Consider the following 24,109-nt stretch of genomic DNA (forward strand, 5'->3'; position numbering starts at 1 on the left):
CGGCCGCAGTTCTATTTCCGCACGACCGACGTGACCGGCATCGTGTCGCTGCCGGAAGGCACCGAGATGGTGATGCCGGGCGACAACATCACCGTCGATGTCGAACTGATCGTGCCGATCGCCATGGAAGAGAAGCTGCGCTTCGCCATCCGTGAAGGCGGCCGCACCGTCGGTGCCGGCATCGTCGTCACCATCAAAGAGTAATTTGGACTTAAACCGATCTGTCGCGGGCGCTGCCCGCGCCGCGCCAGAACAAGGAAGTGACGCATGAACGGACAGAATATCCGCATCCGCCTGAAGGCGTTTGATCACCGGGTGCTTGACGCCTCGACGCGGGAAATCGTGTCGACGGCCAAGCGCACCGGCGCCAACGTCCGCGGCCCCATTCCGCTGCCGACGCGGATCGAAAAGTTCACGGTCAACCGGTCGCCGCACGTCGACAAGAAGAGCCGCGAGCAGTTCGAGATGCGCACGCACAAGCGTCTGCTCGACATCGTCGATCCGACCCCGCAGACGGTCGACGCTTTGATGAAGCTCGATCTTGCCGCCGGTGTCGACGTCGAGATCAAGCTCTAAGGAACCAGAGCGGCGGGGCGACCCGGAACTCTGAAGGAACAAGAGGCGTGGAGGGGCGACAGCCCCGACAGGGAACTCTGAAGGAACAAGAGGCGTGGAGGGGCGACAGCCCCGACAGGGAACTCTAAAGGAATGAACCGATGCGTTCAGGTGTGATTGCAAAGAAGGTGGGAATGACCCGCATCTACAACGATGCCGGGGAACATGTTCCCGTCACCGTTCTCCAGATGGAGAACTGCCAGGTCGTGGCGCAGCGCACGCAGGAGAAGAACGGCTATACCGCCGTCCAGCTCGGCGTTGGCCTTGCCAAGGTGAAGAACACGTCGAAGGCGATGCGCGGCCATTTCGCGACCGCTTCCGTCGAGCCGAAGGCCAAGGTTGCCGAGTTCCGCGTCTCCGCCGACAACATGATCGATGTCGGCGCCGAGATCACCGTCGATCATTTCGTCGTCGGCCAGAAGGTCGATGTGACGGGAACCACGATCGGCAAGGGTTTCCAGGGCGTCATCAAGCGGCACCACATGGGCGGTGGCCGCGCGACCCACGGCAACTCGGTCTCGCACCGTACGCACGGCTCGACCGGCCAGCGCCAGGACCCGGGCAAGGTGTTCAAGGGCAAGCATATGGCCGGCCACATGGGTGACACCCGCGTCACCACGCAGAATGTCGAGGTCGTCTCGACCGACGCCGACCGCGGCCTGATCCTGATCCGCGGCGCGGTTCCCGGTTCGAAGGGCGCCTGGATCCTGGTCCGCGACGCGGCCAAGGTTGCGCTGCCGGCCAATGCGCCGAAGCCCGCCGCAATCCGCGCCATTGCAACCAGTGATGGCGCCAAGAACGATGCCCCGGCCACAGCAGATGCCCCGGCCACAGAGGGAGCGGAATAATGGACCTCAAGATCACAACGCTTGGCGGCAAGGACGCCGGCAAGGTGAAACTCTCCGAGGAGATTTTCGGCCTTGATCCGCGCGAGGACATCCTGCAGCGCGTCGTGCGCTGGCAGCTTGCCAAGAAGCAGCAGGGCACGCACAAGACCAAGGGTCGCGCCGAGATCGCCCGCACCGGCGCCAAGATGTACAAGCAGAAGGGTACGGGCCGCGCCCGTCACCATTCGGCACGCGCTCCGCAGTTCCGCGGCGGCGGCAAGGCGCACGGCCCGGTCGTCCGCAGCCACGAGCACGATTTGCCGAAGAAGGTGCGTGCGCTGGGCCTCAAGCATGCTCTCTCGGCCAAGGCCAAGAGCGCCTCGCTCATCATCATCGATGAGCTGATGCTGACCGAGGCCAAGACCAAGGCGCTGATCGCGAATTTCGCGACACTGGGCCTGTCCAACGCCCTGCTGATCGGCGGCGCCGAGCTCGACAAGAACTTCAAGCTGGCGGCCACGAACATCCCGAACATCGACGTGCTGCCCATCCAGGGCATCAACGTCTACGACATTCTGCGCCGCGGCACGCTGGTCCTTTCGAAGGCCGCCGTCGAGGCTCTCGAGGAGCGCTTCAAATGACCGACCTTCGTCACTACGACGTGATCGTCTCGCCGGCGATCACCGAAAAGTCGACCATGGCTTCCGAGCAGAACCAGGTCGTCTTCAACGTCGCCAAGAAGGCGTCGAAGCCGGAAATCAAGGCTGCCGTCGAAGCGTTGTTCGGCGTCAAGGTGATGGCCGTCAACACGCTTGTCCGCAAGGGCAAGATCAAGCGCTTCCGCGGCACGATCGGCCGCCAGAGCGACGTCAAGAAGGCGATCGTGACGCTGGCCGACGGCCAGTCGATCGACGTCGCGACGGGTCTCTGAGCAAGACCGCGAGGACAACACACATGGCACTGAAAAAGTTCAACCCGATAACGCCGAGCACCCGCCAGCTGGTCATCGTCGACCGCTCGGGCCTCTACAAGGGCAAGCCCGTCAAGGGCCTGACCCAGGGCCTGACCAAATCGGGCGGCCGCAACAATTACGGCCGCATCACGGCCCGCTTCATCGGCGGCGGTCACAAGCGTACGTATCGCATCATCGACTTCAAGCGCCGCAAGTTCGACATTGTCGGCACAGTCGAGCGTATCGAATACGATCCGAACCGCAGCGCCTTCATCGCGCTGATCAAGTATGACGATGGTGAGCTATCCTACATCATCGCTCCGCAGCGCCTTGCTGCCGGCGACAAGATCGTGGCCGGCGAAGCGGTCGACGTGAAGCCGGGCAATGCGATGCCGCTGGCCTCGATGCCGGTCGGCACGATCGTCCACAACATCGAGCTGAAGCCGGGCAAGGGCGCCCAGGTTGCCCGTTCGGCTGGCGGTTATGCCCAGCTCGTCGGCCGCGACCAGGGCATGGCGATCCTGCGCCTCAACTCAGGCGAGCAGCGTGTCGTCCACGGCTCGTGCATGGCCACCGTCGGCGCCGTGTCCAACCCGGACCACGGCAACATCAATGACGGCAAGGCAGGCCGCACGGTGTGGCGGGGAAAACGTCCGCACAACCGCGGCGTGACCATGAACCCGGTCGACCATCCGCACGGCGGCGGCGAAGGCCGCACCTCGGGTGGCCGCCATCCGGTTTCGCCTTGGGGCAAGCCGACCAAGGGCAAGAAGACGCGGTCCAATAAGGCGACCGACAAGTTCATCCTGCGCTCGCGCCATCAGCGCAAGAGCTAAGAAGAGGTAACGCCAAGTGACTCGTTCGATTTGGAAAGGCCCCTTCATTGACGGCTACCTTCTCAAGAAGGTGGACAAGGTTCGTGAAGGTGGTCGCAATGAGGTGATCAAGATGTGGAGCCGTCGCTCCACCATCCTGCCGCAGTTCGTCGGCTTCACCTTCGGTGTTTACAACGGCCAGAAGCACGTTCCCGTTTCGGTGAACGAGGACATGGTCGGCCACAAGTTCGGTGAATTCGCTCCGACCCGGACCTATTACGGTCATGGCGCGGATAAGAAGGCGAAGAGGAAATAATCATGGGCAAGGCCAAAGCTCCGCGCAGGCTTGCTGACAACGAAGCGCGCGCCGTGTTGCGCACGATCCGTATCAGCCCGCAGAAGCTGAACCTGGTTGCCGCGCTGATCCGCGGCAAGAAGGTCGCGACAGCGCTTTCCGATCTCGAATTCTCGGCCAAGCGGATTTCCGGCACGGTCAAGAAGACGCTGGAATCGGCGATCGCCAACGCGGAAAACAACCACGACCTCGACGTCGATGCGCTGATTGTGGCGGAAGCCTATGTCGGCAAGTCGATCGTCATGAAGCGGTTCCATGCCCGTGGCCGTGGCCGCGCCAGCCGTATCGAGAAGCCGTTCTCGCACCTCACGATCGTCGTTCGTGAAGTCGAAGAAAAAGTGGAGGCCGCATAATGGGCCAGAAAATCAATCCGATCGGTCTGCGTCTCGGCATCAACCGGACCTGGGATTCGCGCTGGTTCGCCAACACCGGCGAGTACGGCAAGCTGTTGCATGAGGACATCAAGATCCGCAAGTATCTTGAGAAGGAACTCAAGCAGGCCGCGATTTCGAAGGTCGTGATCGAGCGTCCGCACAAGAAGTGCCGCGTCACCATCCATGCGGCGCGTCCGGGCCTGATCATCGGCAAGAAGGGCGCCGACATCGAGAAGCTTCGCAAGAAGCTGATGGAGATGACGAAGTCCGAGACGCATTTGAACATCGTCGAAGTGCGTAAGCCCGAGATCGACGCGACGCTGGTCGCCCAGTCGATCGCCCAGCAGCTCGAGCGCCGTATCGCGTTCCGCCGCGCCATGAAGCGCGCCGTGCAGTCGGCGATGCGTCTCGGTGCCGAAGGTATCCGCATCAACTGCGCCGGCCGTCTCGGCGGCGCCGAGATCGCGCGCATGGAATGGTACCGCGAAGGTCGCGTGCCGCTGCATACGCTGCGCGCCGACGTCGACTACGGCACGGCCGAAGCACACACCGCCTACGGCATCTGCGGTGTCAAGGTCTGGGTGTTCAAGGGCGAAATCCTCGAGCACGACCCGATGGCTTCGGAGCGCCGCGCCACCGAGGGCGATCATGCGCATGGCGGTGGTGGTGAGCGCGAACGCGGTCGCCGTCGCGAAAACGCCTGAGACAGTTGAGAATTTGGAGTTAGAACGATGCTGCAGCCAAAGCGCACAAAGTTCCGCAAGCAGTTCAAGGGTCGTATCCATGGTGCCGCCAAGGGTGGCACCAATCTGGATTTCGGCGGTTTCGGGCTGAAGGCGCTTGAGCCGAACCGCGTCACCGCGCGTGAGATCGAGGCGGCCCGCCGCGCGATCACCCGCGAGATGAAGCGCGCCGGCCGCGTCTGGATCCGTATCTTCCCGGACGTGCCGGTGACGTCGAAGCCGACCGAAGTCCGCATGGGCAAGGGCAAGGGCGCAGTCGACTACTGGGCGGCGCGCGTCAAGCCCGGCCGCATCATGTTCGAGATCGACGGCGTCAATGAGGAAACCGCCCGTGAGGCGCTGCGTCTCGGCGCGGCCAAGCTCTCGGTCAGGACGCGCTTCGTACAGCGCATCGCAGAATAAGGACGGGCTGATCATGAAAGCCGAAGACATCCGGACCAAGACCCAGGACCAGCTGACCGACGAATTGGCCAGCCTGAAGAAGGAGCAGTTCAACCTGCGCTTCCAGAAGGCCACCGGCCAGCTCGAGAAGACCGCGCGCGTGAGGCAGGTCCGCAAGGACATTGCGCGTATCAAGACCATCGCTGCGGAAAAGTCCGCGGCTAAGAAGGCTTAAGGACGAAAACCATGCCAAAGCGCATTCTGCAGGGCACCGTCGTCAGCGACAAAAACGAGAAGACGGTTGTCGTCAAGGTCGAACGGCGCTTCACGCATCCCGTGATGAAGAAGACCGTGCGCATGACCAAGAAGTACAAGGCGCACGACGAGAACAACGCCCACAAGATCGGCGATCAGGTGTTCATCCAGGAATCGAAGCCGATTTCCAAGGACAAGCGCTGGACCGTCGTGTCTTCGGACCAGGCGTAAACAACGAATTTTGGACAGACCGGGGAGGGGCTTTGAGCCCATCCCGTTAGAAGAGAAGAAGGCGGCCAGTCATGATTCAGATGCAAACAAACCTCGACGTCGCGGATAATTCCGGCGCCCGTCGTGTCATGTGCATCAAGGTGCTGGGCGGCTCGAAGCGGAAATACGCTTCCGTGGGCGACATCATCGTGGTGTCGATCAAGGAAGCCATCCCGCGCGGCCGCGTCAAGAAGGGCGATGTGATGAAGGCGGTCGTGGTTCGCACGGCCAAGGACATCCGCCGCCCGGACGGCAGCGTGATCCGTTTCGACAAGAACGCGGCCGTTCTCGTCGACAACAAGAAAGAGCCGATCGGCACGCGTATCTTCGGACCGGTTCCGCGCGAACTCCGCGCCAAGAACCACATGAAGATCATCTCGCTCGCGCCTGAAGTGCTGTAAGGAGCCGGACCAATGCAGAAGATTAGAAAAGGCGACAAGGTCGTCGTGCTGGCCGGCAAGGACAAGGGCCGTTCGGGCGAAGTCCTCTCGGTACAGCCGAAGGAAGACACCGCGCTGGTGCGCGGCGTCAACATGATCCGTCGTCACCAGAAGCAGTCCCAGTCCCAAGAGGGCGGGATCATCACCAAGGAAGCGCCGATCCAGCTGTCGAACATCGCGCTGGCCGACCCCAAGGATGGCAAGCCGACCCGCGTCGGCTTCATCTTCCAGAAGGACGGCAAGAAGGTGCGCGTCGCCAAGCGCTCGGGAGAAGTCATCAATGGCTAAGGCTCAAACCAAGCAGGCGACTGCCCAGAACACGCCGCGCCTCAAGCAGGTCTACAACGAGACCATCCGCAAGGCGCTGCAGGAGCAGTTCGGCTACGAGAACGAGATGCAGGTTCCGCGCATCGACAAGATCGTGCTGAACATGGGCGTCGGCGAGGCGACCGGCGATTCCAAGAAGCCTTCGATCGCGGCGGAAGATCTTGCGCTGATCGCCGGCCAGAAGGCCGTCGTCACCCATGCGCGCAATTCGATCGCCGGCTTCAAGGTCCGCGAAAAGATGCCGATCGGCGCCAAGGTCACGCTGCGCAAGGAACGCATGTACGAGTTCCTCGACCGCCTCGTGAACATCGCGCTGCCGCGCGTCCGCGACTTCCGCGGGCTCAATCCGAAGAGCTTCGATGGCCGTGGCAACTATGCCATGGGCATCAAGGAACACATCGTGTTCCCGGAGATCAACTACGACAAGGTTGATCAGATCTGGGGCATGGACGTCATCGTTTGTACGACTGCGAAGACGGACGACGAAGCCAGGGCATTGCTCAAGGCCTTCAACTTCCCCTTCCGCCAGTAACGGCAGCGAGAAAAGGAAAAATCTGAAATGGCAAAGACCAGCTCAGTCGAGAAGAACAACAGGCGCCGCAAGCTTGTGGACCAGTACGCTGCCAAGCGTAAGGTCCTCAAGGCGATCATCATGGATCAGTCCAAGCCGATGGAAGAGCGCTTCCGCGCTCAGCTGAAGCTTGCGGCACTGCCGCGCAACTCGGCCAAGATCCGCATCCGCAACCGCTGCGAAGTCACCGGACGTCCGCGTGCCTACTATCGCAAGCTCAAAGTATCGCGCATCGCGCTTCGTGATCTCGGCAACAACGGCCAGATCCCGGGCCTGGTCAAGTCGAGCTGGTAAGGAGGACATAACATGTCATTGAGCGATCCTCTCGGCGATATGCTGACCCGCATCCGCAACGCCTATGGCCGCAAGAAGTCGAGCGTTTCGACGCCGGCCTCGCGCCTGCGCACCCGCGTCCTCGACGTGCTGAAGGCGGAAGGCTATATCCGCGACTACAGCCAGACCGACTTCGACAACGGCAAGTCCGAAATCGAGATCGAGCTGAAGTATTTCGACGGTGCGCCGGTGGTGCGCGAAATCGCCCGCGTTTCGAAGCCGGGCCGCCGCGTTTACGTTTCGGCGAAGTCGATCCCGCACGTCGCCAACGGCCTCGGCATCGCCATCCTTTCGACACCGAAGGGCGTGATGGCCGACCACGAAGCGCGTGAACAGAATGTCGGCGGGGAAATCCTCTGCCAGATCTTCTGATCTGGAGCGCGATCCCGAACCGAACCACGCAGTGAAACGTGGAACCCGGCTTTCGGACAAGATCACGCTCGAAACAGAGACCTGAAACAAGAGAAGTGACGAGGACAACAAAATGTCTCGTATTGGAAAGAAACCCGTTTCGCTGCCGCAGGGCGTGACCGCGACCGTCGACGGCCAGACCGTCACGGCGAAGGGCCCCAAGGGTGAGCTGAAGTTCGTGGTCAACGACGAAGTGCTGGTCAAGATGGAAGGCAGCGAGATCGCTGTCCAGCCACGCGACCAGACCAAGACCGCCCGTTCCAAATGGGGCATGTCGCGCACCCAGATCGTCAACATCCTGCAGGGCGTCAAGGACGGTTTCGAAAAGAAGCTCGAGATCACCGGCGTCGGCTATCGCGCCGCCATGCAGGGCAAGAACCTGCAGCTGGCGCTCGGTTTCAGCCATGACGTCGTCTACGAAACGCCGCAGGACATCACGATCACCGTGCCGAAGCCGACGGAAATCACAGTGACCGGCATCGACAAGCAGAAGGTCGGTCAGGTTGCTGCCGAGATCCGCGAGTATCGCGGTCCTGAGCCGTACAAGGGCAAGGGCGTTCGTTACGCTGGCGAGAAGATCGTCCGCAAGGAAGGCAAGAAGAAGTAATTTCGTGGATGGTGAATGGAGAATGGTAAATGGCGGTAGGATAGAGCAGGGGCCGGGTGGCACTTGCTTTCTACCATTCACCATTTTTCCATTCACCCTTCACTGCAAATCAACGCCGCGGGGAGCGGTCGCGGGAAGCTTGTCCTACCGCACAGGGTTGCCCCCGTTTTTTGAAGGCAAGGAACTGATATCATGGGCTCGAAAGAATCCACCCAACGCCGCGCTCAGCGCGTTCGCCGCCAGATCAAGAAGGTCGCCGGCGAGCGTCCGCGTCTGTCGGTCCACCGCACGTCGAAGAACATCTACGTCCAGGTGATCGACGACGCAAAGGGCCACACCATCGCTGCCGCCTCGACGCTGGAGAAGGACCTCAAGGGTTCGCTCAAGACCGGTGCCGACACTGCCGCCGCTGTGGCAATCGGCAAGCTGATTGCCGAGCGCGCTTCGAAGGCCGGCGTCAAGGAAGTCGTCTTCGACCGCGGACCGTACATCTATCACGGCCGCGTCAAGGCGCTGGCCGAGGCTGCCCGTGAAGGTGGCTTGAGCTTCTAAAGCATGATCCCGAACCGGAGGTCTGCGCAGCAAAGGGTTGCAGACTTTTCGGTTAAGATCATGCGAAGGGAAAAATGAGTTTCGCCCCCGGCAACCCACAGAGGGAACCGGATATCATCATCAACCGTGCTTCCGGAAAAAAACAAGGAACAGGATATGGCACAGGAACGTAGGGATGGCGGCCGCGGCCGTGATCGCGAAGAGCGCGACGACGGCATGGTGGACAAGCTCGTCCACATCAACCGCGTCGCCAAGGTCGTCAAGGGCGGCCGGCGCTTCGGCTTTGCAGCACTCGTCGTCGTCGGCGACCAGAAGGGCCGCGTCGGCTTCGGTCACGGCAAGGCGCGCGAAGTGCCAGAGGCGATCCGCAAGGCGACCGAATCGGCCAAGCGCGACATGATCTTCGTGCCGCTGCGCTCGGGCCGTACGCTGCATCACGACGTTGAGGGACGCTGGGGTGCCGGACGCGTTCTGCTGCGCGCTGCCAAGCAGGGTACCGGCATCATCGCCGGCGGCCCGATGCGCGCCGTCTTCGAGACGCTCGGCATGCATGACGTGGTCGCCAAGTCGATGGGTTCGTCGAACCCCTACAACATGGTTCGCGCCACCTTCGACGCGCTGAAGAGCCAGATGCATCCCAAGGATGTGGCTGCCGCGCGCGGCATCAAGTATTCGACCCTTCAGGCCCGCCGCGGCACCGCCGTTGCGGCCGAAGAATAGTCGACGCTGACCAGGGATATTGACCATGGCCAAGAAAGCAACCAAGACCATCACCGTCGAGCAGATCGGTTCGCCGATCCGCCGGCCGAAGGAGCAGCGCGCGACGCTGGTCGGCCTCGGCCTCAACAAGATGCACAAGCAGCGCACGCTGGAGGACACCCCCTCCGTGCGCGGCATGATCGCTGCCGTCCAGCATCTCGTCCGCGTCGTGGACGAGGGCTGAACCAGAGCGCAGGAGAACTCAGATGAAACTCAACGATCTGCGTGACAAGGACGGCGCGACGCATTCCAGGAAGCGTCTCGGCCGCGGCATCGGTTCCGGCTCGGGCAAGACCGCCGGTCGCGGCGTCAAGGGCCAGAAGGCGCGCTCCGGCGTCGCCGTCAACGGCTTCGAGGGCGGCCAGATGCCGCTCTACCGGCGCTTGCCGAAGCGTGGCTTCAACAACATCTTCGCCAAGAGCTTTACCGTTGTGTCGCTGGCCCGCATCCAGGCCGCGCTCGATGCCAAGAAGCTCGATGCCAAGACGACCGTGACCGCCGAAGCGCTGGTCGCGGCCGGCGTCATCCGCCGCGTCAAGGACGGTGTGCGCATCCTCTCCGACGGTGAGATCAAGTCGAAGCTTGCCTTCGACGTGGCCGGCGCCTCCAAGGCTGCCATCGAGAAGATCGAAAAGGCCGGCGGTTCGGTGAAGCTGCCGGAAAAGACAGCCGCCGAGTAACGGCGATTTGAAGCGCGATCGCCAGAGGTGGGACACGTTTCGCTTTTGATTGCGCTTTGATCCGCTCAATATGGCGGCCGCGTCAACGCGGCCGCTTGCATGTTTGCAGTCCGGAGCTTATCTCGTGAGCTTCGGTGACACGCGCCGCCTGAGTTGCGGGCCATCGAGCGTGACCAAGCGGAGAATCAGGCATGGCTTCGGCTGCTGAACAACTAGCCTCGAATCTGAATTTCTCGGCCTTCGCCAAGGCGGAGGACCTGAAGAAGCGCATCTGGTTCACCGTTGGCGCGCTGCTGGTCTACCGCCTCGGCACCTATATCCCGCTGCCCGGCATCAATCCCGACGCTTTCGCGCAGGCCTTCTCGTCGCAGAGCAAGGGCGTGCTTGGCATGTTCAACATGTTCGCCGGTGGCGCCGTCGAGCGCATGGCGATCTTTGCCCTCGGCATCATGCCCTATATCTCCGCTTCCATCATCATGCAGCTGATGACCTCCGTCATCCCGTCACTGGAGGCGCTGAAGAAGGAAGGCGAGCAGGGCCGCAAGGTCATCAACCAGTATACCCGCTACGGCACCGTGCTTTTGGCGCTGGTCCAGGCCTACGGCATTGCGGTCGGACTGGAAGGCGGCAGCGGCATCGTCAGCGATCCCGGCATGTTCTTCCGCGTCTCGACCGTCATCACGCTGGTCGGCGGCACCATGTTCCTGATGTGGCTCGGCGAGCAGATCACCGCCCGCGGCATCGGCAACGGCATTTCGCTGATTATCTTTGCCGGCATCGTCGCCGGCCTGCCGCAAGCCATCTCCGGTACGCTGGAACTTGGCCGCACCGGCGCGCTGTCGACCGGCCTGATCCTGGCGATCATCGTTCTGGCCGTCGTCGTCATCGCGCTGATCGTCTTCTTCGAGCGCGCCCAGCGGCGCTTGCTGATCCAGTATCCCAAGCGTCAGGTCGGCAACCGCATGTTCCAGGGCGACACCTCGCACCTGCCGCTCAAGCTCAATACGGCCGGCGTCATTCCGCCGATCTTCGCCTCTTCGCTGCTGTTGCTGCCGGCGACGGTCGCCGGCTTCTCGCAGACGACCAACATGCCAGCCTGGGCCAGCACCGTCCTGGCGGCGCTCGGTCATGGTCAGCCGCTCTACATGGCGTTCTATGCGGCGATGATCGTGTTTTTCGCCTTCTTCTATACGGCGATCGTCTTCAACCCGAAGGACACCGCCGACCAGCTCAAGAAGCATTCGGGTTTCATTCCGGGCTACCGTCCGGGCGAGCGCACCGCCGATTACATCGACTATGTCCTTACCCGCATCACTGTCGTCGGCGCCATCTATCTGGTGCTGGTGTGTCTGCTGCCCGAGTTCCTGATTTCAGCGACTGGCGTACCATTCTACCTCGGTGGCACATCGCTTCTGATCGTCGTCAGTGTAACGCTCGACACGGTGGCGCAGATTCAGGGTCACCTGATCGCGCACCAGTATGAGGGCCTGATCAAGAAGTCGAAGCTGCGCGGGGGGAAGAAGGCCAGATGAGGTTGATATTGCTTGGGCCGCCAGGGGCGGGCAAGGGGACACAAGCACAAAGACTGGTAGAAAAATACGGCATACCCCAACTCTCCACGGGCGATATGCTGCGCGCTGCTGTCCAGGCCGGCACCGAAGTCGGCAAACGGGCCAAGGCGGTGATGGACGCTGGCGAACTGGTTTCCGACGCCATCGTCAACGCCATTGTCGCCGAGCGCATCGATCAGGCCGATTGCGCCGGGGGATTCATCCTTGACGGATATCCGCGAACCCTGGTGCAGGCGGACGCGGTTGAAGCGATGCTCTCGGATCGCGGCCTCACTCTCGACGCCGTCATCGAACTTGTCGTCGACGACAAGGCGCTGGTTGGTCGAATCGGCAAGCGCGCCGAAGAGGCCAAGGCGGCGGGTCTGCCGGTGCGCAAGGACGACAATCCGGCGGTGTTCGAAGAGCGCCTGAAGGAGTACTACAAGAAAACGTCGCCGCTGATCGGCTACTACTATGCCAAGGGCAAGCTCAGAGGTGTCGACGGCATGGCCAACATCGATGCGGTGACGCGACAGATCGAAGCGGTGCTCACGGCTGCGACCCCAGCGGCGGCCCAAGGGTCTGCGTACGCAAAATAAACGATTGCGCTTGACTGGAGCGGTTCGCTGGGGTATGGCGGCCCGTCTTCCTATCAGGCATGAGGCTTGCTTGCCCGCAAGGGCAAGGCAGCCGCTTTGAACTGGAAACTCCCGCATGGGCCGGCCTCCACCGGACGCGGGGCAACTTTGATAGCGCCGGCTTGTCCGGCCCACATGGAGAAGAGAAGAACATGGCTCGTATAGCCGGCGTCAACATTCCGACCAACAAGCGCGTCGTCATTGCGCTTCAGTACATTCACGGCATTGGCAAGAGCTTCGCCCAGGAGATCGTCGACAAGGTCGGCATCCCGGCCGAGCGCCGCGTCAACCAGCTGACCGACGCGGAAGTGCTGCAGATCCGCGAGACGATCGACCGCGACTACCAGGTCGAGGGCGATCTGCGCCGCGAAGTGTCGATGAACATCAAGCGGCTCATGGACCTCGGCTGCTATCGCGGCCTGCGTCATCGCCGCTCGCTGCCGGTTCGCGGCCAGCGCACGCATACCAATGCGCGCACCCGCAAGGGCCCGGCCAAGTCGATCGCCGGCAAGAAGAAGTAATTTAGGGGAATAAGGGAGTAGGGGAGTAAGGCAGTAGGGAACAGCCGCCAATTGGATTGCGCGTTTCCCTACTCCCTTACTGTCCTATTCCCCTACTCCCTACGAAGGTGGAGCCGCTGGCATTACGGCGGTGTAGAGATCAACTGAAAGGACCATTATGGCCAAGGAAGCCACACGTGTTCGCCGTCGCGAACGCAAGAATATCTCGTCGGGCGTTGCCCACGTCAACTCGACCTTCAACAACACGATGATCACCATCACCGACGCGCAGGGCAATTCGATTGCCTGGTCGTCGGCGGGAGCCCAGGGCTTCAAGGGATCTCGCAAGTCGACCCCGTTCGCTGCCCAGATGGCTGCCGAGGACGTTGCCAAGAAGGCCCAGGAACACGGCATGCGCATGCTTGAGGTCGAGGTCTGCGGACCCGGCTCCGGTCGTGAATCGGCGCTGCGCGCATTGCAGGCAGCCGGCTTCACCATCACCTCGATCCGTGATGTGACGCCGATCCCGCACAATGGCTGCCGCCCGCGCAAGAAGCGCCGCGTCTAAAGAATACCGAACGCCGCGCGAACGCCAGGAGCGTTCCTCCACGGCATTCCAGGTCGCCCGCCACGATTGGATGGTGGCGGGTCAACGGAAGGAAAGCATCATGATCCAGAAAAATTGGCAGGAACTGATCAAGCCGAACAAGATCGAGTTCTCTTCGAAGAAGAAGACGCTGACCACGCTGGTCGCCGAGCCGCTCGAGCGCGGCTTTGGTCTGACCCTCGGCAACGCGCTGCGTCGCGTGCTTCTGTCTTCGCTGCGTGGCGCGGCGGTGACCGCCGTGCAGATCGACGGCGTTCTGCATGAATTCTCGTCGATCGCCGGCGTGCGCGAGGACGTGACCGACATCGTCTTGAACATCAAGGAAATCGCCATCCGCATGGAAGGTGACGGCCCCAAGCGCATGGTCGTGCGCAAGCAGGGACCGGGCGCTGTTCTCGCCGGCGACATCCAGACGGTCGGCGACGTCGAGATCCTCAATCCCGACCACGTCATCTGCACGCTGGACGAGGGCGCTGAAATCCGCATGGAGTTCACCGTCGATACCGGCAAGGGCTACGTGCCGGCCGACCGCAATCGCGCCGAAGACGCGCCGATCGGCCTCATCCCGGTCGACAGCCTCTACTCGCCGGTCAAGAAGGTCTCCTACAAGGTCGAGAACACCCGTGAGGGCCAGGTTCTCGACTATGACAAGCTGACCATGACGATCGACACCGACGGTTCGATCTCGGGCGAGGACGCGGTGGCTTTCGCTGCCCGCATCCTGCAGGACCAGCTTGGCCTGTTCGTCAATTTCGACGAGCCGCAGAAGGAAGTCGCCGCCGAGCAGGTGACCGAGCTTGCCTTCAACCCGGCGCTGCTCAAGAAGGTCGACGAGCTCGAGCTTTCGGTGCGTTCGGCCAACTGCCTGAAGAACGACAACATCGTCTATATCGGCGACCTGATCCAGAAGACCGAAGCCGAGATGCTGCGCACCCCGAACTTCGGCCGCAAGTCGCTGAACGAGATCAAGGAAGTCCTGGCGGCGATGGGCCTGCACCTCGGCATGGAAGTGCCGGATTGGCCGCCGGAAAACATCGAAGACCTCGCCAAGCGTTACGAAGATCAATACTAAGCTTGATCCCGATAAAGTTGCAGATTTTTCGGACAAGATCATGCGGCTAACCAACTGAGGCTCGGAAAGAGCTTCCTGAACCCGGAATGAAGGAGAAGAGCCATGCGCCACGGATTTAAGGGCCGCCGGTTCGCCCGCAGCATCAGCCACCGCAAGTCGATGTTTGCCAATCTTGCCGTGTCGCTCATCGAGCATGAGCAGATCCTCACCACATTGCCGAAGGCGAAGGATTTGCGTCCGATCGTCGAGAAGCTGGTGACGCTCGGCAAGCGCGGCGACCTGCATGCCCGCCGCCAGGTGATTGCCCAGATCGGCAATGAAGGCGTCGTCAAGCGCCTGTTCGACACGATCGCGCCACGCTACGCCACCCGCAATGGCGGCTATCTGCGCATCATGAAGGCGGGCTTCCGCCACGGCGACAATGCCGCGATGGCGGTCATCGAGTTCGTCGATCGCGACACCTCGGCCAAGGGCGCCGGCGACCGTGCCCGCATCGAGGCCGAAGGCGCCGAAGAGGAAGCCGCAGCCGCATAGCTTCGGTTTTCCTGAAAGAGTTCAAAGGGCCTGCGGGCCCTTTTGTGCGTTCTGGAAGCGGTAGGGAGCATTGCGGGGATTTTCTTGACTAAAGCTCATGTCTTTTCCTCGCGAATAATTCGATTGCATCGACTTAGCCTTTCATTTTGCACAATCGTCGGGACAATGGCGCCCGGCCCCGGAGGATTCGGAATGCGCGTAAAACGGATGTCCCTTGTTCTACTCTGCGCCTTGATGGCGGCGGCAGTCGCGCCGGCCGCCAGGCAGGCGCTGGCTCAGGACACCAAGGCCGATCCCGGTCTGTCCGACGTGCTGACCGACATGTTGCGCGGCGCCGAAGGCGAAAATGCCACCTCAGGTCCAGACAAGCGCGTGCCGTTCGGCCGCGACGAGATGCAACTGTCGTTTGCGCCGCTGGTCAAGCAGACGGCGCCGGCCGTGGTCAATGTCTATGCCTCGCAAACGGCCAGGCTGAGGTCGCCCTTCGACGGTGATCCGTTCTTCGAAGAGTTCTTCGGCCGTTCGCAGCCGCGTGCGCAGTCTTCGCTCGGCTCCGGCGTGCTGGTCGACCCGACAGGCATAGTGGTCACCAATTTCCACCTCATCAAGGACGCCGATCAGGTCAAGGTCGCCACCGCGGACGGCCGTGAATTCGACAGCAAAGTGCTGCTCAAGGACGAGACGCTTGACCTCGCTGTGCTCAAGATCTCCGCCGACAAGCCATTTCCGGTCGTCGCCATCGGCGATTCCGACGCGCTCGAGGTCGGCGACCTGTTGTTGGCCATCGGCAACCCCTTCGGTGTCGGCCAGACCACCACCAGCGGCATCGTTTCGGCGCTTGCCCGCAGCCACATCGGCGTTTCCGATTCCAGTTTCTTCATCCAGACTGACGCTGCGATCAATCCGGGCAATTCCGGCGGTGCGCTGATCAACATGGGCGGCCAACTCGTCGGCATCAACACGGCGATCTACAGCCGCAGCGGCGGCTCGATCGGCATCGGCTTTGCTATTCCCTCCAATATGGTTCGCGCTTTTGCCGATGCGGCCAAGGCCGGGCGCGACTTCTTCGAGCGGCCGTATATCGGCGCCGAATTCGAGCGCGTGACGCCGCAAATCGCCGAATCGCTTGGTCTCGAGACGCCGACCGGGGCGCTGGTTTCGTCCGTCGACGAAGCCGGGCCGGCGGCCAAGGCGGGGCTCAAGGCCGGTGACGTCGTGCTGTCGCTCAATGGCACGCCGGTCGAGAGTATCGAGGCGCTGGATTACCGGATGGCGACGCTGTCGATCGGCACCAATGCCAGCTTCGCCGTTCTGAGCAAAGGCCAGCAAGCGGCGATGGACATCGCGCTGGAGCGTGCGCCGGAAGGTGCAAAACTCGCGGAAGTGACGCTGCGCGGTCGCAGTCCGTTCTCCGGTGCCAAGGTTGCGGAACTGTCGCCGCGGCTCGCCCAGCGGCTCGGCATCCGCACGGACGTCAAGGGTGTTACGGTGATCGACATCAATCGCGGTTCGCCGGCAGCCGGTTTCGGCTTCCAGCCGGGCGACATCGTTCGCGAGGTCAACGGCTTGACCATCGATACAGCCGCGACCCTGGAGCAGGCAGCCATGCAGGAGACGCGCTGGTGGCGCTTTACCGTCGAGCGCGGCGGGCAGATACTGCGCCAGGTGTTGCGTTACTGAGCCCGAGCGTCGATCCTTCGGACGAGATCGCGCTCCAACGAAAAGAAGTGCATGGCCGATCTGTTCAGCGTCGATGAACCGGAAAAGGCGCCGCCCGGCAGGCCGCTGGCCGACAGGCTGCGCCCGCAGAACCTTGGCGAGGTCGTCGGCCAGGAGCATCTGACCGGGCCAGACGGCGCACTGACGCGGCTGATCGGCTCCGGCTCGCTTGGCTCGATGATCTTCTGGGGGCCGCCCGGGACGGGCAAGACCACGGTCGCGCGGCTGCTTGCCGGCGAAACCAGCCTTGCGTTCCAGCAGATATCGGCGGTGTTTTCCGGAGTCGCCGACCTGAAGAAAGTGTTCGAGGCGGCGAAGCTGCGCCGCACCAACGGCCGTCAGACGCTGCTCTTCGTCGATGAGATCCATCGCTTCAACCGCGCCCAGCAGGACAGTTTTCTGCCCGTGATGGAAGACGGCACCGTCGTGCTGGTTGGCGCCACCACCGAAAACCCGTCCTTCGAGCTGAATGCCGCGCTTCTATCGCGCGCCCGCGTGCTGGTCTTCCATTCGCTCGGTGAGGACAGCATCGCAAAACTGCTGGCCCGGGCCGAGGAGACCGAGGGCAGGGCGCTGCCGCTCGACGACGAGGCGAGGGCGATGCTCGTCCGCATGAGCGATGGCGATGGCCGCGCGGCGCTGACGCTGGCCGAAGAGGTCTGGCGCGCCGCCAAGTCAGGCGAGGTGTTCGGCGCTGAGGGCCTGCAGCGCATCGTCCAGCGCCGCGCGCCGATCTACGACAAGGGCCAGGACGGCCACTACAATCTGATCTCGGCGCTGCACAAATCGGTGCGCGGCTCCGATCCGGATGCCGCCCTCTATTATCTCGCCCGCATGTTCGACGCCGGCGAGGATCCGCTCTATCTCGGCCGCCGCCTGGTGCGCATGGCGATGGAGGATATCGGGCTGGCCGACCCGCAGGCGCTGGTCGTCGCCAATGCCGCCAAGGATGCCTACGACTATCTGGGCTCGCCGGAGGGCGAGCTCGCCTTCGCCGAGGCCACCGTCTATCTCGCCAGTGCGCCCAAATCCAACGCCGTCTACACCGCCTTCAAGGCCGCCACTCAGGCGGCGAAGGAGTTCGGCTCGCTGCTGCCGCCAAAACACATCCTCAACGCGCCGACCAAGCTGATGAAGGAAGAAGATTACGGCGCCGGCTACCGTTACGACCACGACGAGCCGGACGCTTTTTCCGGACAGGATTATTTTCCGGAAAAGATGGGCCGCCGCACATTCTATGATCCGCCGGAGCGCGGTTTCGAGCGTGATATCAAGAAGCGGCTCGACTATTGGGCGAAGCTGCGCCGCGAGCGGGACAAATGAGTTCGCTTCACTCGGCCGGATCGGCAAAGGGCCCGTTCGACAAATGTGCTTCCGCCGAGGGCAGGGATTGACCGAGATGGCCCTGTAAGGGCAGTAAACGGCGATGATCAATCTCCTCCTCGTTGCCGCAGGCGGCGCTATTGGTGCGGGGCTCCGGCACGTCGCCAACTTCGTCGCATTGCGTCTTGTCGGCCCGAGCTTTCCCTGGGGCACGATGGCGATCAACATTGTCGGCTCTTTTGTCATGGGTCTGTTCATCACGACCCTGGCGCGGCGCTACGGCGGATCGAACGAGCTTCGGCTGTTCGTCGCCACCGGCATCCTTGGCGGCTTCACTACTTTCTCCGCCTTTTCGCTCGATTTCGCGACGCTGTGGGAGCGCGGCGCGACGCTGCCGGCGTTTGGATACGCCCTTGCCAGCCTCATTGGCGCGATCATTGCCCTGTTTCTGGGTCTTTGGCTCGCAAGAAGCCTGCCTTAATGCTATTGCCCCCGCTTACAGCACCGCGCGCCCCTTAGGACGCGCCAAGGACGCTGTAGCTTTTTGATTTTGCGCATCACCCTTTTCCGAAAATCGATTTCAGGTCATGCGCTAGAAACGGGTAAAAACGAGACAATGGCAGGCGTAGAACAGATCACGGTGGAGGCCGGCGAGGCGGGCATGCGGCTCGATCGCTGGTTCAAGACCCATTTTCCGGGTCTTGGCTTCGGCCATCTGCAAAAGCTGCTGCGCTCCGGCCAGATCCGTGTCGATGGCGGCAGGGTGAAGGCCGACACGCGTGTCGAGCCGGGCCAGATGGTCCGCATCCCGCCGCTCGAAGTGGACAAGAAGGGGGAGAGCGCGCTCACCGGTCATTCGATCCGCAACCAGGGCGACGCCGACGTTCTGGCCAAGATGCTGATCCATGAAGATCCGAAAGTGTTTGTCTTCAACAAGCCGGCCGGCCTCGCCGTCCAGGGTGGCTCGGGTGTCACCCGCAATGTCGACGACATGCTGGAAGCCTGGCGCAGCCAGAAGGGCGAGAAACCGCGTCTGGTGCACCGGCTCGACCGCGACACGTCAGGCGTGCTGGTCGTCGCCCGCACCAGGCTCGCCGCCATGAAGCTTGCCGAGGCGTTCCGGGCGCGTGAGACCAAAAAGACCTATTGGGCGCTGGTCAAGGGCGTGCCGCCGAAGCGCGAGGACAAGATCTCGACCTGGCTGATCAAGGAGCCGACGCCCGACGGCGATCGGGTGCGCGTCGCCAAGCATGGCGAAAAGGGCGCCGACCACGCGGTGTCCTACTACAGGATCGTCGAGCAGGCGGCGCAGACCCTGTCCTGGCTGGAGATGGAGCCTTATACCGGCCGCACCCACCAGCTTCGCGTCCATGCCGCTCACATCGGCTGCCCGATCATCGGCGATCCCAAATATTTCGAGGCCGACACCAATTGGGATTTTCCCGGCGGCATGCAGAACCGCTTGCATCTGCACGCGCGCCGCATCGTCATCCCGCATCCCGACAAGGGTTTTATCGACGTCACCGCACCGATGCCGCCGCATATGCGCCAGAGCTGGAACCTGATCGGCTTCGACGACGCCAGCGCGGAGGACTAGGTCCAGTGGGCATGGCCACCGATACGCTCGACCGCCGCGACAGCGTCGACATGGCCGCCGCCGCCATCATGGTCGGATTGACCTTTTCCTGGGGGCTGAACTACGTCGCCGCCAAGATCTCCTATGCCGGCTACGACCCTATTTTTCTGTCGATCGCACGGTCGGTCATTGGCGGGCTGTGTGTTCTCGCCTGGTGCCGCTGGCGCGGCATTGTGCTTTTCAGCCGCGACGGAACCCTTGTCGCCGGCATTCTGGCGGGCGCGCTCTTTGGTCTCGAGTTCCTGTTTCTCTATGTCGGGCTCGAACAGACGACCGTCGCGCGCAACACCTTGCTGGTCAACACCATGCCGTTCTGGGTGCTGGTCGGCGGGCATTTCCTGCTGAACGAACGCATCACCTTGCGCCGGCTCGTCGGCCTTCTGCTCGCTTTCGCCGGCCTGGTCGCGGTGTTCTCCGACCAGTTGAGCGCCGATAACGGTGCGACTCTGATTGGTGATCTGCTCAGTCTCGGCGCCGGCATTCTGTGGGCCTTGACCTACATCGTCATCAAGCGGACGAAATTGGCGGAAACCAGCGCCGAGAAATTGCTGCTCTATCAACTGGCCGGCGCTGCGATGGTCGGCGCCTTGGTGCTGCCTTTCGCCGGGCCGCCCGTCCGCGACTTCGCCGCTTTGCCGACCTTGGCCTTGCTTTTCCAGGCGGTCTACATCGTCGCCTTCACCTATGTGCTGTGGTTCTGGCTGCTGCGGCGCTATCCGGCATCGGGCCTGTCGAGTTTTACCTTCCTGTCGCCGGTGTTCGGCGTGCTGTGCGGCGCCATCTTCTTGAACGAGCCGCTGACCATCCGTATTTTCCTGGCACTCGGTCTCATCGCAGCCGGCCTGATCATCGTGAACCGGCCGGCCCGAAAACAGATCCCCGGATGAAAGGCTCCGGCATGCGCGATATTCTCAACGACCTCGAAGCGGGAAAGCAGCTTTCCGATCCGGATCCGGTACGCCGTGCCCAGATCCAGATGAAGACGCACCTGCCGAAACGCTTCTACAAAGCCGTCTCGGTCGCATCGGCCGAATCTGGTTTTGCCGTTCATCTCGATGGCAAGCCGGTCCGCACGCCGGGCAAGGCGCTTCTGATCCTGCCGACCGAACAGGCGGCTGCTCTGGTCGCCGGCGAATTCGCTGCGCAAGGCGAGACGATCGACCCGGTGACGATGCCGGTCATGCGTCTGGTCAACACGGCCATCGACGGCGTCGCCAGCGATCCGCAGGCGGTTTTGGAAGACATCCTGCGCTTTGCCTCGTCCGACCTGCTCTGCTATCGCGCCGACGCCCCCCAGGGGCTGGTCGACCGGCAGAACGAATATTGGGATCCCGTCATCGACTGGGCGCGGAGCGCGCTCGGCGCCCGGTTTCACCTCGCCGAAGGGGTGATCCATGTCGAGCAGCCGCGCGAGAGCATCGCGGTGCTCGGCGTCCATCTTGCCCAGCGTGCCGACCCGCTCCGGCTTGCCGCCATCCACGTCATGACGTCGCTGACGGGATCGGCGCTGCTGGCGCTGGCCGTCGATTTCGGCGAGATCGACGGCGAGGCAGCCTGGGCCGCCGGCCATGTCGACGAGGACTGGCAGGCCGAGCACTGGGGCCATGACGCGGAAGCCGTCGCCCGCCGTGCCCACCGCAAGCGCGACATGATGGCCGCCGTCGGCCTCCTCGAGGCGCTCAAGGGCTGACGGCAATCGCCGCCCTCATTCGTTCCGTGTTGCCCATCAGAGCGACGTGCGTTCGAGTTGGACGTGCAAAGTACGCTCTAACACTTTGAATCTATGCATCGTGCTTTCTGAAGATCGATTCCGATCTTGAGGCCGGTGCATTGGACCAAAGTCATAATCCCAAAGACGGGCTGCCTCTGGGCGGCGCTTTCTGTCACTTCTCGCGGCGATAGCTGCCCGAGTTCGTACGACACCGCGCAGCATCAAGCACAGCGAGATGTCACGGGAGGACGAATTCATGGCAATGGCAGCGACCGCCGGCAGAGCAAGCCGCGGAATGACGCGGGAAGAGAAGAAAGTCATCTTCGCTTCCTCGCTCGGCACCGTTTTCGAATGGTACGATTTCTATCTCTACGGCGCATTGGCGGCCGCGATCGGCTCGACATTCTTCAACTCGTATCCGGAAGCGACGCGCAACATCTTTACGCTGCTGGTTTTCGCCGCTGGCTTCCTCGTGCGCCCGTTCGGCGCGCTGGTGTTTGGCCGCATCGGCGATCTCGTTGGTCGCAAATACACCTTTCTCGTCACCATCATGATCATGGGCCTGTCGACTTTCCTGGTCGGCCTGCTGCCTGGTTCGGCAAGCTGGGGCATTGCAGCGCCCATTATCCTGATTGCGCTGCGCATGCTGCAGGGCCTGGCGCTCGGCGGTGAATATGGCGGAGCGGCGACCTATGTGGCCGAGCATGCGCCCGACGACCGCCGCGGCTTCTACACGTCGTGGATCCAGACGACGGCGACGCTCGGCCTGTTCCTGTCGCTGGTCGTCATCCTTATCGTGCAGAATTCGCTGAGCAAGGAGGATTTCGACACCTGGGGCTGGCGTGTTCCATTCCTGCTCTCAGCCATTCTGCTCGGCATATCCGTCTGGATTCGCCTGTCGCTTGCCGAATCGCCGACCTTCCAGCGCATGAAGGACGAGGGCAAGGGCTCCAAGGCGCCGCTCACGGAAGCCTTCGGACAGTGGAAGAATGCCAAGATCGCCATTTTGGCACTTTTCGGCCTTACCGCCGGCCAGGCCGTGGTCTGGTACAACGGCCAATTCTACGCGCTGTTCTTCCTGCAGAACGTGCTCAAGGTCGACGGCCAGTCGGTCAACATCATGATCGCCATCGCGCTGGCGCTCGGCACGATCTTCTTCGTCGTGTTCGGCTGGCTCTCCGACAAGATCGGCCGCAAGCCGATCATCATGGCGGGCCTGGCGCTGGCGATCGTCACCACCTTCCCGCTGTTCAAGGCGCTGACCTGGGCAGCCAACCCGGCGCTCGCCACCGCACAGCAAAACACCCGTGCGACGATTACCGCTGCGCCTGGCGACTGCAAGTTCCAGTTCAATCCGACCGGAACGCGCAAGCCTCTGACGTCGTGCGATATTGCGACGGACTTCCTCGCCAAGAGCTCGGTGCCCTATGACATTGTCACGACAGCGGCGCCGGGGACTGCGGCCAGTGTCAAGATCGGCACCGCAACGGTGGCGTCCTATGATGCCGTGGCAGCCGCAGACAAGGCAACTTCAAGCGACGCCGCGTTCAAGAAGGCAATCAACATTGCGTTGCGGGACGGCGGCTATCCGCTGAAGCGTGCTTCGGCCAAGGTCGCCGACCAGAAGCTTGACGCTTTTGTTGCGGCCAATCCGGAACTGAAGCTCGACGCCGCCGCAATCCGCGCCGGCGACAAGACGACGGTTGCGGCCGACCAGGCGATCAAGGACAAGCTACTGACGGTCGAAGAGGCCAAGGCGGGAGCGCCTGAGGTCACCGTCTACAGCGTCCCGGGAGCAGGCGCCTTTGTGATGTTTGCCGACCCTGAACAGGTCAGTTGGGCAAAGGTCATCGGCATCCTGTTCATCCTGGTCCTTTACGTGACCATGGTCTACGGACCGATCGCCGCGATCCTGGTAGAAATGTTCCCGACCCGCATCCGCTATACCGGCATGTCGTTGCCCTATCACATCGGCAATGGCTGGTTCGGCGGCCTGCTGCCGGCGACGGTGTTCGCGCTCAGCGCCTACAGCGGCGATATCTATTACGGCCTCTGGTATCCGGTGGTGATCGCGGCGATGTCGCTGGTCATCGGTATGATCTTCGTCAGGGATACGCTGGGAACGGACTTGCACGCCAAGACCTGATCCTCGCCTAGAGCAATTCCAGGAAAAGTGTGAAACGGTTTTCCGTCCGGAATTGCTCATAAACAAAGAGATAGAGCGGTTCGGCGTTTCCGTGAAACGATGAACCGCTCTGACATCAAAAATGAAAAGCCCGGCGTGAGTGATCGCGCCGGGCTTTGCAATTCGTCAAAAGCGATGCGGAGAAAAGATTTAGCTGTTCCGGTCCTGTTTTTCTTCCTCGATGGCTGCCTCGTGATACCAGCCGCTTCCGAAATCCGTACGGTTGCGCAATGAAGCAAGTTCTGCCGCGAACTTGGCCTTTCCGCTTAAATTTGAGGCAGAAGCGCGCGCTGCCAGCGGGAACATCAGAATTTTGGCCGACTGACGGGCAGGAGTGATTTCCATTGTCGGTCTCCCTTCTTCTGCA

The 24,109-nt window shown here is 62.3% G+C and carries 36 protein-coding genes; 35 read left to right on the forward strand and 1 reads right to left on the reverse strand.

Translation table 11 applies throughout. The annotated features are described in order from the left end of the window. The 35 genes from BQ8794_RS12300 to BQ8794_RS12470 form a co-directional block, all read left to right on the forward strand. The coding region (locus tag BQ8794_RS12300; protein ID WP_483189060.1) for an EF-Tu C-terminal domain-related protein at nucleotides 1-204 on the forward strand (204 nt) is incomplete at its 5' end. A 63-nt stretch (nucleotides 205-267) separates the two neighbouring features. Further along, the gene (gene rpsJ, locus BQ8794_RS12305; RefSeq protein WP_006205468.1) at nucleotides 268-576 is read left to right on the forward strand and encodes a 30S ribosomal protein S10; all 309 of its coding nucleotides are present in this window, start codon (nucleotides 268-270) and stop codon (nucleotides 574-576) included. A 140-nt stretch (nucleotides 577-716) separates the two neighbouring features. Continuing rightward, nucleotides 717-1,463, forward strand: a complete 747-nt coding sequence (rplC, locus tag BQ8794_RS12310; protein WP_077377556.1) for a 50S ribosomal protein L3 — start codon at nucleotides 717-719, stop codon at nucleotides 1,461-1,463. Next, nucleotides 1,463-2,083 (forward strand): 50S ribosomal protein L4, encoded by a 621-nt coding sequence (rplD, locus tag BQ8794_RS12315; protein ID WP_027154042.1) that lies wholly within the window; start codon nucleotides 1,463-1,465, stop codon nucleotides 2,081-2,083. The genes rplC and rplD overlap by 1 nt, the downstream gene beginning before the upstream one ends. Next, entirely contained in the window at nucleotides 2,080-2,373 is a 294-nt protein-coding gene (locus BQ8794_RS12320) for a 50S ribosomal protein L23 (protein WP_010909275.1), read from the forward strand. Before rplD ends, BQ8794_RS12320 begins: the two co-directional genes overlap by 4 nt. A 23-nt stretch (nucleotides 2,374-2,396) precedes the next feature. Beyond that, nucleotides 2,397-3,230: a 50S ribosomal protein L2 gene (gene rplB, locus BQ8794_RS12325; protein WP_027154041.1), complete on the forward strand. Its 834-nt coding sequence runs from the start codon at nucleotides 2,397-2,399 to the stop codon at nucleotides 3,228-3,230. Between the two features lie 16 nt (nucleotides 3,231-3,246). Next, nucleotides 3,247-3,525, forward strand: a complete 279-nt coding sequence (rpsS, locus tag BQ8794_RS12330) for a 30S ribosomal protein S19 (protein WP_006205463.1) — start codon at nucleotides 3,247-3,249, stop codon at nucleotides 3,523-3,525. Between the two features lie 2 nt (nucleotides 3,526-3,527). After that, entirely contained in the window at nucleotides 3,528-3,917 is a 390-nt protein-coding gene (rplV, locus tag BQ8794_RS12335) for a 50S ribosomal protein L22 (protein ID WP_023799292.1), read from the forward strand. Continuing rightward, entirely contained in the window at nucleotides 3,917-4,642 is a 726-nt protein-coding gene (gene rpsC, locus BQ8794_RS12340) for a 30S ribosomal protein S3 (protein ID WP_077377560.1), read from the forward strand. The genes rplV and rpsC overlap by 1 nt, the downstream gene beginning before the upstream one ends. 27 nt (nucleotides 4,643-4,669) lie before the next feature. Further along, nucleotides 4,670-5,083: a 50S ribosomal protein L16 gene (rplP, locus tag BQ8794_RS12345; protein ID WP_023799290.1), complete on the forward strand. Its 414-nt coding sequence runs from the start codon at nucleotides 4,670-4,672 to the stop codon at nucleotides 5,081-5,083. A gap of 13 nt (nucleotides 5,084-5,096) precedes the next feature. Then, nucleotides 5,097-5,297 carry a 50S ribosomal protein L29 gene (rpmC, locus tag BQ8794_RS12350; protein WP_023799289.1) on the forward strand — a complete coding sequence of 67 codons (201 nt, stop codon included), beginning with the start codon at nucleotides 5,097-5,099 and terminating at the stop codon, nucleotides 5,295-5,297. An 11-nt stretch (nucleotides 5,298-5,308) separates the two neighbouring features. Beyond that, a complete protein-coding gene (rpsQ, locus tag BQ8794_RS12355) occupies nucleotides 5,309-5,548 on the forward strand; it encodes a 30S ribosomal protein S17 (protein ID WP_077377563.1) in 240 nt (79 codons plus the stop codon). Nucleotides 5,549-5,619: 71 nt separating this feature from the next. Beyond that, nucleotides 5,620-5,988 carry a 50S ribosomal protein L14 gene (gene rplN / locus BQ8794_RS12360; RefSeq protein WP_006205457.1) on the forward strand — a complete coding sequence of 123 codons (369 nt, stop codon included), beginning with the start codon at nucleotides 5,620-5,622 and terminating at the stop codon, nucleotides 5,986-5,988. A 12-nt stretch (nucleotides 5,989-6,000) separates the two neighbouring features. Next, nucleotides 6,001-6,315 carry a 50S ribosomal protein L24 gene (gene rplX, locus BQ8794_RS12365; RefSeq protein WP_013531428.1) on the forward strand — a complete coding sequence of 105 codons (315 nt, stop codon included), beginning with the start codon at nucleotides 6,001-6,003 and terminating at the stop codon, nucleotides 6,313-6,315. Then, nucleotides 6,308-6,886: a 50S ribosomal protein L5 gene (gene rplE / locus BQ8794_RS12370; protein ID WP_023799287.1), complete on the forward strand. Its 579-nt coding sequence runs from the start codon at nucleotides 6,308-6,310 to the stop codon at nucleotides 6,884-6,886. The genes rplX and rplE overlap by 8 nt, the downstream gene beginning before the upstream one ends. Nucleotides 6,887-6,913: 27 nt before the next feature. Then, on the forward strand, nucleotides 6,914-7,219 hold the full coding sequence (rpsN, locus tag BQ8794_RS12375) for a 30S ribosomal protein S14 (RefSeq protein WP_023799286.1): 306 nt from the start codon (nucleotides 6,914-6,916) through the stop codon (nucleotides 7,217-7,219). 12 nt (nucleotides 7,220-7,231) lie between these two features. After that, on the forward strand, nucleotides 7,232-7,630 hold the full coding sequence (gene rpsH / locus BQ8794_RS12380; protein WP_006205453.1) for a 30S ribosomal protein S8: 399 nt from the start codon (nucleotides 7,232-7,234) through the stop codon (nucleotides 7,628-7,630). A 112-nt stretch (nucleotides 7,631-7,742) separates the two neighbouring features. Beyond that, entirely contained in the window at nucleotides 7,743-8,276 is a 534-nt protein-coding gene (gene rplF, locus BQ8794_RS12385) for a 50S ribosomal protein L6 (protein WP_023799285.1), read from the forward strand. A gap of 192 nt (nucleotides 8,277-8,468) precedes the next feature. After that, a complete protein-coding gene (rplR, locus tag BQ8794_RS12390) occupies nucleotides 8,469-8,828 on the forward strand; it encodes a 50S ribosomal protein L18 (RefSeq protein WP_029352225.1) in 360 nt (119 codons plus the stop codon). 156 nt (nucleotides 8,829-8,984) lie between these two features. Beyond that, a complete protein-coding gene (rpsE, locus tag BQ8794_RS12395; protein ID WP_006333394.1) occupies nucleotides 8,985-9,548 on the forward strand; it encodes a 30S ribosomal protein S5 in 564 nt (187 codons plus the stop codon). A 25-nt stretch (nucleotides 9,549-9,573) separates the two neighbouring features. Further along, nucleotides 9,574-9,771, forward strand: coding sequence for a 50S ribosomal protein L30 (gene rpmD / locus BQ8794_RS12400; protein ID WP_006205449.1), 198 nt, complete (start codon nucleotides 9,574-9,576; stop codon nucleotides 9,769-9,771). A 22-nt stretch (nucleotides 9,772-9,793) separates the two neighbouring features. Next, complete coding sequence (rplO, locus tag BQ8794_RS12405; protein ID WP_077377566.1) at nucleotides 9,794-10,267, forward strand: 50S ribosomal protein L15; 474 nt, start codon at nucleotides 9,794-9,796, stop codon at nucleotides 10,265-10,267. A 191-nt stretch (nucleotides 10,268-10,458) separates the two neighbouring features. Next, the gene (secY, locus tag BQ8794_RS12410) at nucleotides 10,459-11,799 is read left to right on the forward strand and encodes a preprotein translocase subunit SecY (protein WP_077377569.1); all 1,341 of its coding nucleotides are present in this window, start codon (nucleotides 10,459-10,461) and stop codon (nucleotides 11,797-11,799) included. After that, nucleotides 11,796-12,416 (forward strand): adenylate kinase, encoded by a 621-nt coding sequence (locus BQ8794_RS12415; protein ID WP_077377573.1) that lies wholly within the window; start codon nucleotides 11,796-11,798, stop codon nucleotides 12,414-12,416. The genes secY and BQ8794_RS12415 overlap by 4 nt, the downstream gene beginning before the upstream one ends. A gap of 191 nt (nucleotides 12,417-12,607) precedes the next feature. Further along, complete coding sequence (gene rpsM / locus BQ8794_RS12420; protein WP_023799280.1) at nucleotides 12,608-12,976, forward strand: 30S ribosomal protein S13; 369 nt, start codon at nucleotides 12,608-12,610, stop codon at nucleotides 12,974-12,976. A gap of 157 nt (nucleotides 12,977-13,133) precedes the next feature. Continuing rightward, nucleotides 13,134-13,523 carry a 30S ribosomal protein S11 gene (gene rpsK, locus BQ8794_RS12425; protein ID WP_023799279.1) on the forward strand — a complete coding sequence of 130 codons (390 nt, stop codon included), beginning with the start codon at nucleotides 13,134-13,136 and terminating at the stop codon, nucleotides 13,521-13,523. A 100-nt stretch (nucleotides 13,524-13,623) separates the two neighbouring features. Continuing rightward, a complete protein-coding gene (locus tag BQ8794_RS12430) occupies nucleotides 13,624-14,634 on the forward strand; it encodes a DNA-directed RNA polymerase subunit alpha (RefSeq protein WP_023799278.1) in 1,011 nt (336 codons plus the stop codon). A 102-nt stretch (nucleotides 14,635-14,736) separates the two neighbouring features. After that, nucleotides 14,737-15,168, forward strand: a complete 432-nt coding sequence (rplQ, locus tag BQ8794_RS12435) for a 50S ribosomal protein L17 (protein ID WP_077377576.1) — start codon at nucleotides 14,737-14,739, stop codon at nucleotides 15,166-15,168. A gap of 192 nt (nucleotides 15,169-15,360) precedes the next feature. Continuing rightward, nucleotides 15,361-16,848 carry a DegQ family serine endoprotease gene (locus BQ8794_RS12440; RefSeq protein ID WP_077377579.1) on the forward strand — a complete coding sequence of 496 codons (1,488 nt, stop codon included), beginning with the start codon at nucleotides 15,361-15,363 and terminating at the stop codon, nucleotides 16,846-16,848. A 51-nt stretch (nucleotides 16,849-16,899) separates the two neighbouring features. Beyond that, nucleotides 16,900-18,210, forward strand: a complete 1,311-nt coding sequence (locus BQ8794_RS12445) for a replication-associated recombination protein A (RefSeq protein WP_077377582.1) — start codon at nucleotides 16,900-16,902, stop codon at nucleotides 18,208-18,210. Nucleotides 18,211-18,313: 103 nt separating this feature from the next. After that, entirely contained in the window at nucleotides 18,314-18,691 is a 378-nt protein-coding gene (crcB, locus tag BQ8794_RS12450) for a fluoride efflux transporter CrcB (RefSeq protein ID WP_077377585.1), read from the forward strand. A 135-nt stretch (nucleotides 18,692-18,826) separates the two neighbouring features. After that, the gene (locus tag BQ8794_RS12455) at nucleotides 18,827-19,807 is read left to right on the forward strand and encodes an RluA family pseudouridine synthase (protein ID WP_077377588.1); all 981 of its coding nucleotides are present in this window, start codon (nucleotides 18,827-18,829) and stop codon (nucleotides 19,805-19,807) included. Between the two features lie 11 nt (nucleotides 19,808-19,818). Then, nucleotides 19,819-20,733, forward strand: coding sequence for a DMT family transporter (locus BQ8794_RS12460; RefSeq protein WP_077377591.1), 915 nt, complete (start codon nucleotides 19,819-19,821; stop codon nucleotides 20,731-20,733). An 11-nt stretch (nucleotides 20,734-20,744) separates the two neighbouring features. Further along, nucleotides 20,745-21,536 carry an ATP12 family chaperone protein gene (locus BQ8794_RS12465; RefSeq protein ID WP_077377791.1) on the forward strand — a complete coding sequence of 264 codons (792 nt, stop codon included), beginning with the start codon at nucleotides 20,745-20,747 and terminating at the stop codon, nucleotides 21,534-21,536. Between the two features lie 277 nt (nucleotides 21,537-21,813). Then, nucleotides 21,814-23,703: an MFS transporter gene (locus BQ8794_RS12470; RefSeq protein ID WP_077377794.1), complete on the forward strand. Its 1,890-nt coding sequence runs from the start codon at nucleotides 21,814-21,816 to the stop codon at nucleotides 23,701-23,703. 189 nt (nucleotides 23,704-23,892) lie between these two features. Here BQ8794_RS12470 and BQ8794_RS12475 read toward each other — a convergent pair whose 3' ends face one another. Beyond that, on the reverse strand, nucleotides 23,893-24,087 hold the full coding sequence (locus tag BQ8794_RS12475) for a DUF2735 domain-containing protein (protein ID WP_077377594.1): 195 nt from the start codon (nucleotides 24,085-24,087) through the stop codon (nucleotides 23,893-23,895). Nucleotides 24,088-24,109: the final 22 nt, after the last annotated feature.

The organism is Mesorhizobium prunaredense, assembly GCF_900156895.1.
In the GTDB taxonomy this organism is placed as follows: Bacteria; Pseudomonadota; Alphaproteobacteria; order Rhizobiales; family Rhizobiaceae; genus Mesorhizobium; species Mesorhizobium prunaredense.

What these genes read in the sequence shown, in the direction of transcription:
- rpsJ (WP_006205468.1), top strand. Translation starts at nt 268, where the DNA reads ATGAACGGACAGAATATCCGCATCCGCCTGAAGGCGTTTGATCACCGG.
- rplC (WP_077377556.1), top strand. Translation starts at nt 717, where the DNA reads ATGCGTTCAGGTGTGATTGCAAAGAAGGTGGGAATGACCCGCATCTAC.
- rplD (WP_027154042.1), top strand. Translation starts at nt 1,463, where the DNA reads ATGGACCTCAAGATCACAACGCTTGGCGGCAAGGACGCCGGCAAGGTG.
- BQ8794_RS12320 (WP_010909275.1), top strand. Translation starts at nt 2,080, where the DNA reads ATGACCGACCTTCGTCACTACGACGTGATCGTCTCGCCGGCGATCACC.
- rplB (WP_027154041.1), top strand. Translation starts at nt 2,397, where the DNA reads ATGGCACTGAAAAAGTTCAACCCGATAACGCCGAGCACCCGCCAGCTG.
- rplV (WP_023799292.1), top strand. Translation starts at nt 3,528, where the DNA reads ATGGGCAAGGCCAAAGCTCCGCGCAGGCTTGCTGACAACGAAGCGCGC.
- rpsC (WP_077377560.1), top strand. Translation starts at nt 3,917, where the DNA reads ATGGGCCAGAAAATCAATCCGATCGGTCTGCGTCTCGGCATCAACCGG.
- rplP (WP_023799290.1), top strand. Translation starts at nt 4,670, where the DNA reads ATGCTGCAGCCAAAGCGCACAAAGTTCCGCAAGCAGTTCAAGGGTCGT.
- rpmC (WP_023799289.1), top strand. Translation starts at nt 5,097, where the DNA reads ATGAAAGCCGAAGACATCCGGACCAAGACCCAGGACCAGCTGACCGAC.
- rpsQ (WP_077377563.1), top strand. Translation starts at nt 5,309, where the DNA reads ATGCCAAAGCGCATTCTGCAGGGCACCGTCGTCAGCGACAAAAACGAG.
- rplN (WP_006205457.1), top strand. Translation starts at nt 5,620, where the DNA reads ATGATTCAGATGCAAACAAACCTCGACGTCGCGGATAATTCCGGCGCC.
- rplX (WP_013531428.1), top strand. Translation starts at nt 6,001, where the DNA reads ATGCAGAAGATTAGAAAAGGCGACAAGGTCGTCGTGCTGGCCGGCAAG.
- rplE (WP_023799287.1), top strand. Translation starts at nt 6,308, where the DNA reads ATGGCTAAGGCTCAAACCAAGCAGGCGACTGCCCAGAACACGCCGCGC.
- rpsN (WP_023799286.1), top strand. Translation starts at nt 6,914, where the DNA reads ATGGCAAAGACCAGCTCAGTCGAGAAGAACAACAGGCGCCGCAAGCTT.
- rpsH (WP_006205453.1), top strand. Translation starts at nt 7,232, where the DNA reads ATGTCATTGAGCGATCCTCTCGGCGATATGCTGACCCGCATCCGCAAC.
- rplF (WP_023799285.1), top strand. Translation starts at nt 7,743, where the DNA reads ATGTCTCGTATTGGAAAGAAACCCGTTTCGCTGCCGCAGGGCGTGACC.
- rplR (WP_029352225.1), top strand. Translation starts at nt 8,469, where the DNA reads ATGGGCTCGAAAGAATCCACCCAACGCCGCGCTCAGCGCGTTCGCCGC.
- rpsE (WP_006333394.1), top strand. Translation starts at nt 8,985, where the DNA reads ATGGCACAGGAACGTAGGGATGGCGGCCGCGGCCGTGATCGCGAAGAG.
- rpmD (WP_006205449.1), top strand. Translation starts at nt 9,574, where the DNA reads ATGGCCAAGAAAGCAACCAAGACCATCACCGTCGAGCAGATCGGTTCG.
- rplO (WP_077377566.1), top strand. Translation starts at nt 9,794, where the DNA reads ATGAAACTCAACGATCTGCGTGACAAGGACGGCGCGACGCATTCCAGG.
- secY (WP_077377569.1), top strand. Translation starts at nt 10,459, where the DNA reads ATGGCTTCGGCTGCTGAACAACTAGCCTCGAATCTGAATTTCTCGGCC.
- BQ8794_RS12415 (WP_077377573.1), top strand. Translation starts at nt 11,796, where the DNA reads ATGAGGTTGATATTGCTTGGGCCGCCAGGGGCGGGCAAGGGGACACAA.
- rpsM (WP_023799280.1), top strand. Translation starts at nt 12,608, where the DNA reads ATGGCTCGTATAGCCGGCGTCAACATTCCGACCAACAAGCGCGTCGTC.
- rpsK (WP_023799279.1), top strand. Translation starts at nt 13,134, where the DNA reads ATGGCCAAGGAAGCCACACGTGTTCGCCGTCGCGAACGCAAGAATATC.
- BQ8794_RS12430 (WP_023799278.1), top strand. Translation starts at nt 13,624, where the DNA reads ATGATCCAGAAAAATTGGCAGGAACTGATCAAGCCGAACAAGATCGAG.
- rplQ (WP_077377576.1), top strand. Translation starts at nt 14,737, where the DNA reads ATGCGCCACGGATTTAAGGGCCGCCGGTTCGCCCGCAGCATCAGCCAC.
- BQ8794_RS12440 (WP_077377579.1), top strand. Translation starts at nt 15,361, where the DNA reads ATGCGCGTAAAACGGATGTCCCTTGTTCTACTCTGCGCCTTGATGGCG.
- BQ8794_RS12445 (WP_077377582.1), top strand. Translation starts at nt 16,900, where the DNA reads ATGGCCGATCTGTTCAGCGTCGATGAACCGGAAAAGGCGCCGCCCGGC.
- crcB (WP_077377585.1), top strand. Translation starts at nt 18,314, where the DNA reads ATGATCAATCTCCTCCTCGTTGCCGCAGGCGGCGCTATTGGTGCGGGG.
- BQ8794_RS12455 (WP_077377588.1), top strand. Translation starts at nt 18,827, where the DNA reads ATGGCAGGCGTAGAACAGATCACGGTGGAGGCCGGCGAGGCGGGCATG.
- BQ8794_RS12460 (WP_077377591.1), top strand. Translation starts at nt 19,819, where the DNA reads ATGGCCACCGATACGCTCGACCGCCGCGACAGCGTCGACATGGCCGCC.
- BQ8794_RS12465 (WP_077377791.1), top strand. Translation starts at nt 20,745, where the DNA reads ATGCGCGATATTCTCAACGACCTCGAAGCGGGAAAGCAGCTTTCCGAT.
- BQ8794_RS12470 (WP_077377794.1), top strand. Translation starts at nt 21,814, where the DNA reads ATGGCAATGGCAGCGACCGCCGGCAGAGCAAGCCGCGGAATGACGCGG.
- BQ8794_RS12475 (WP_077377594.1), bottom strand. Translation starts at nt 24,087, where the DNA reads ATGGAAATCACTCCTGCCCGTCAGTCGGCCAAAATTCTGATGTTCCCG.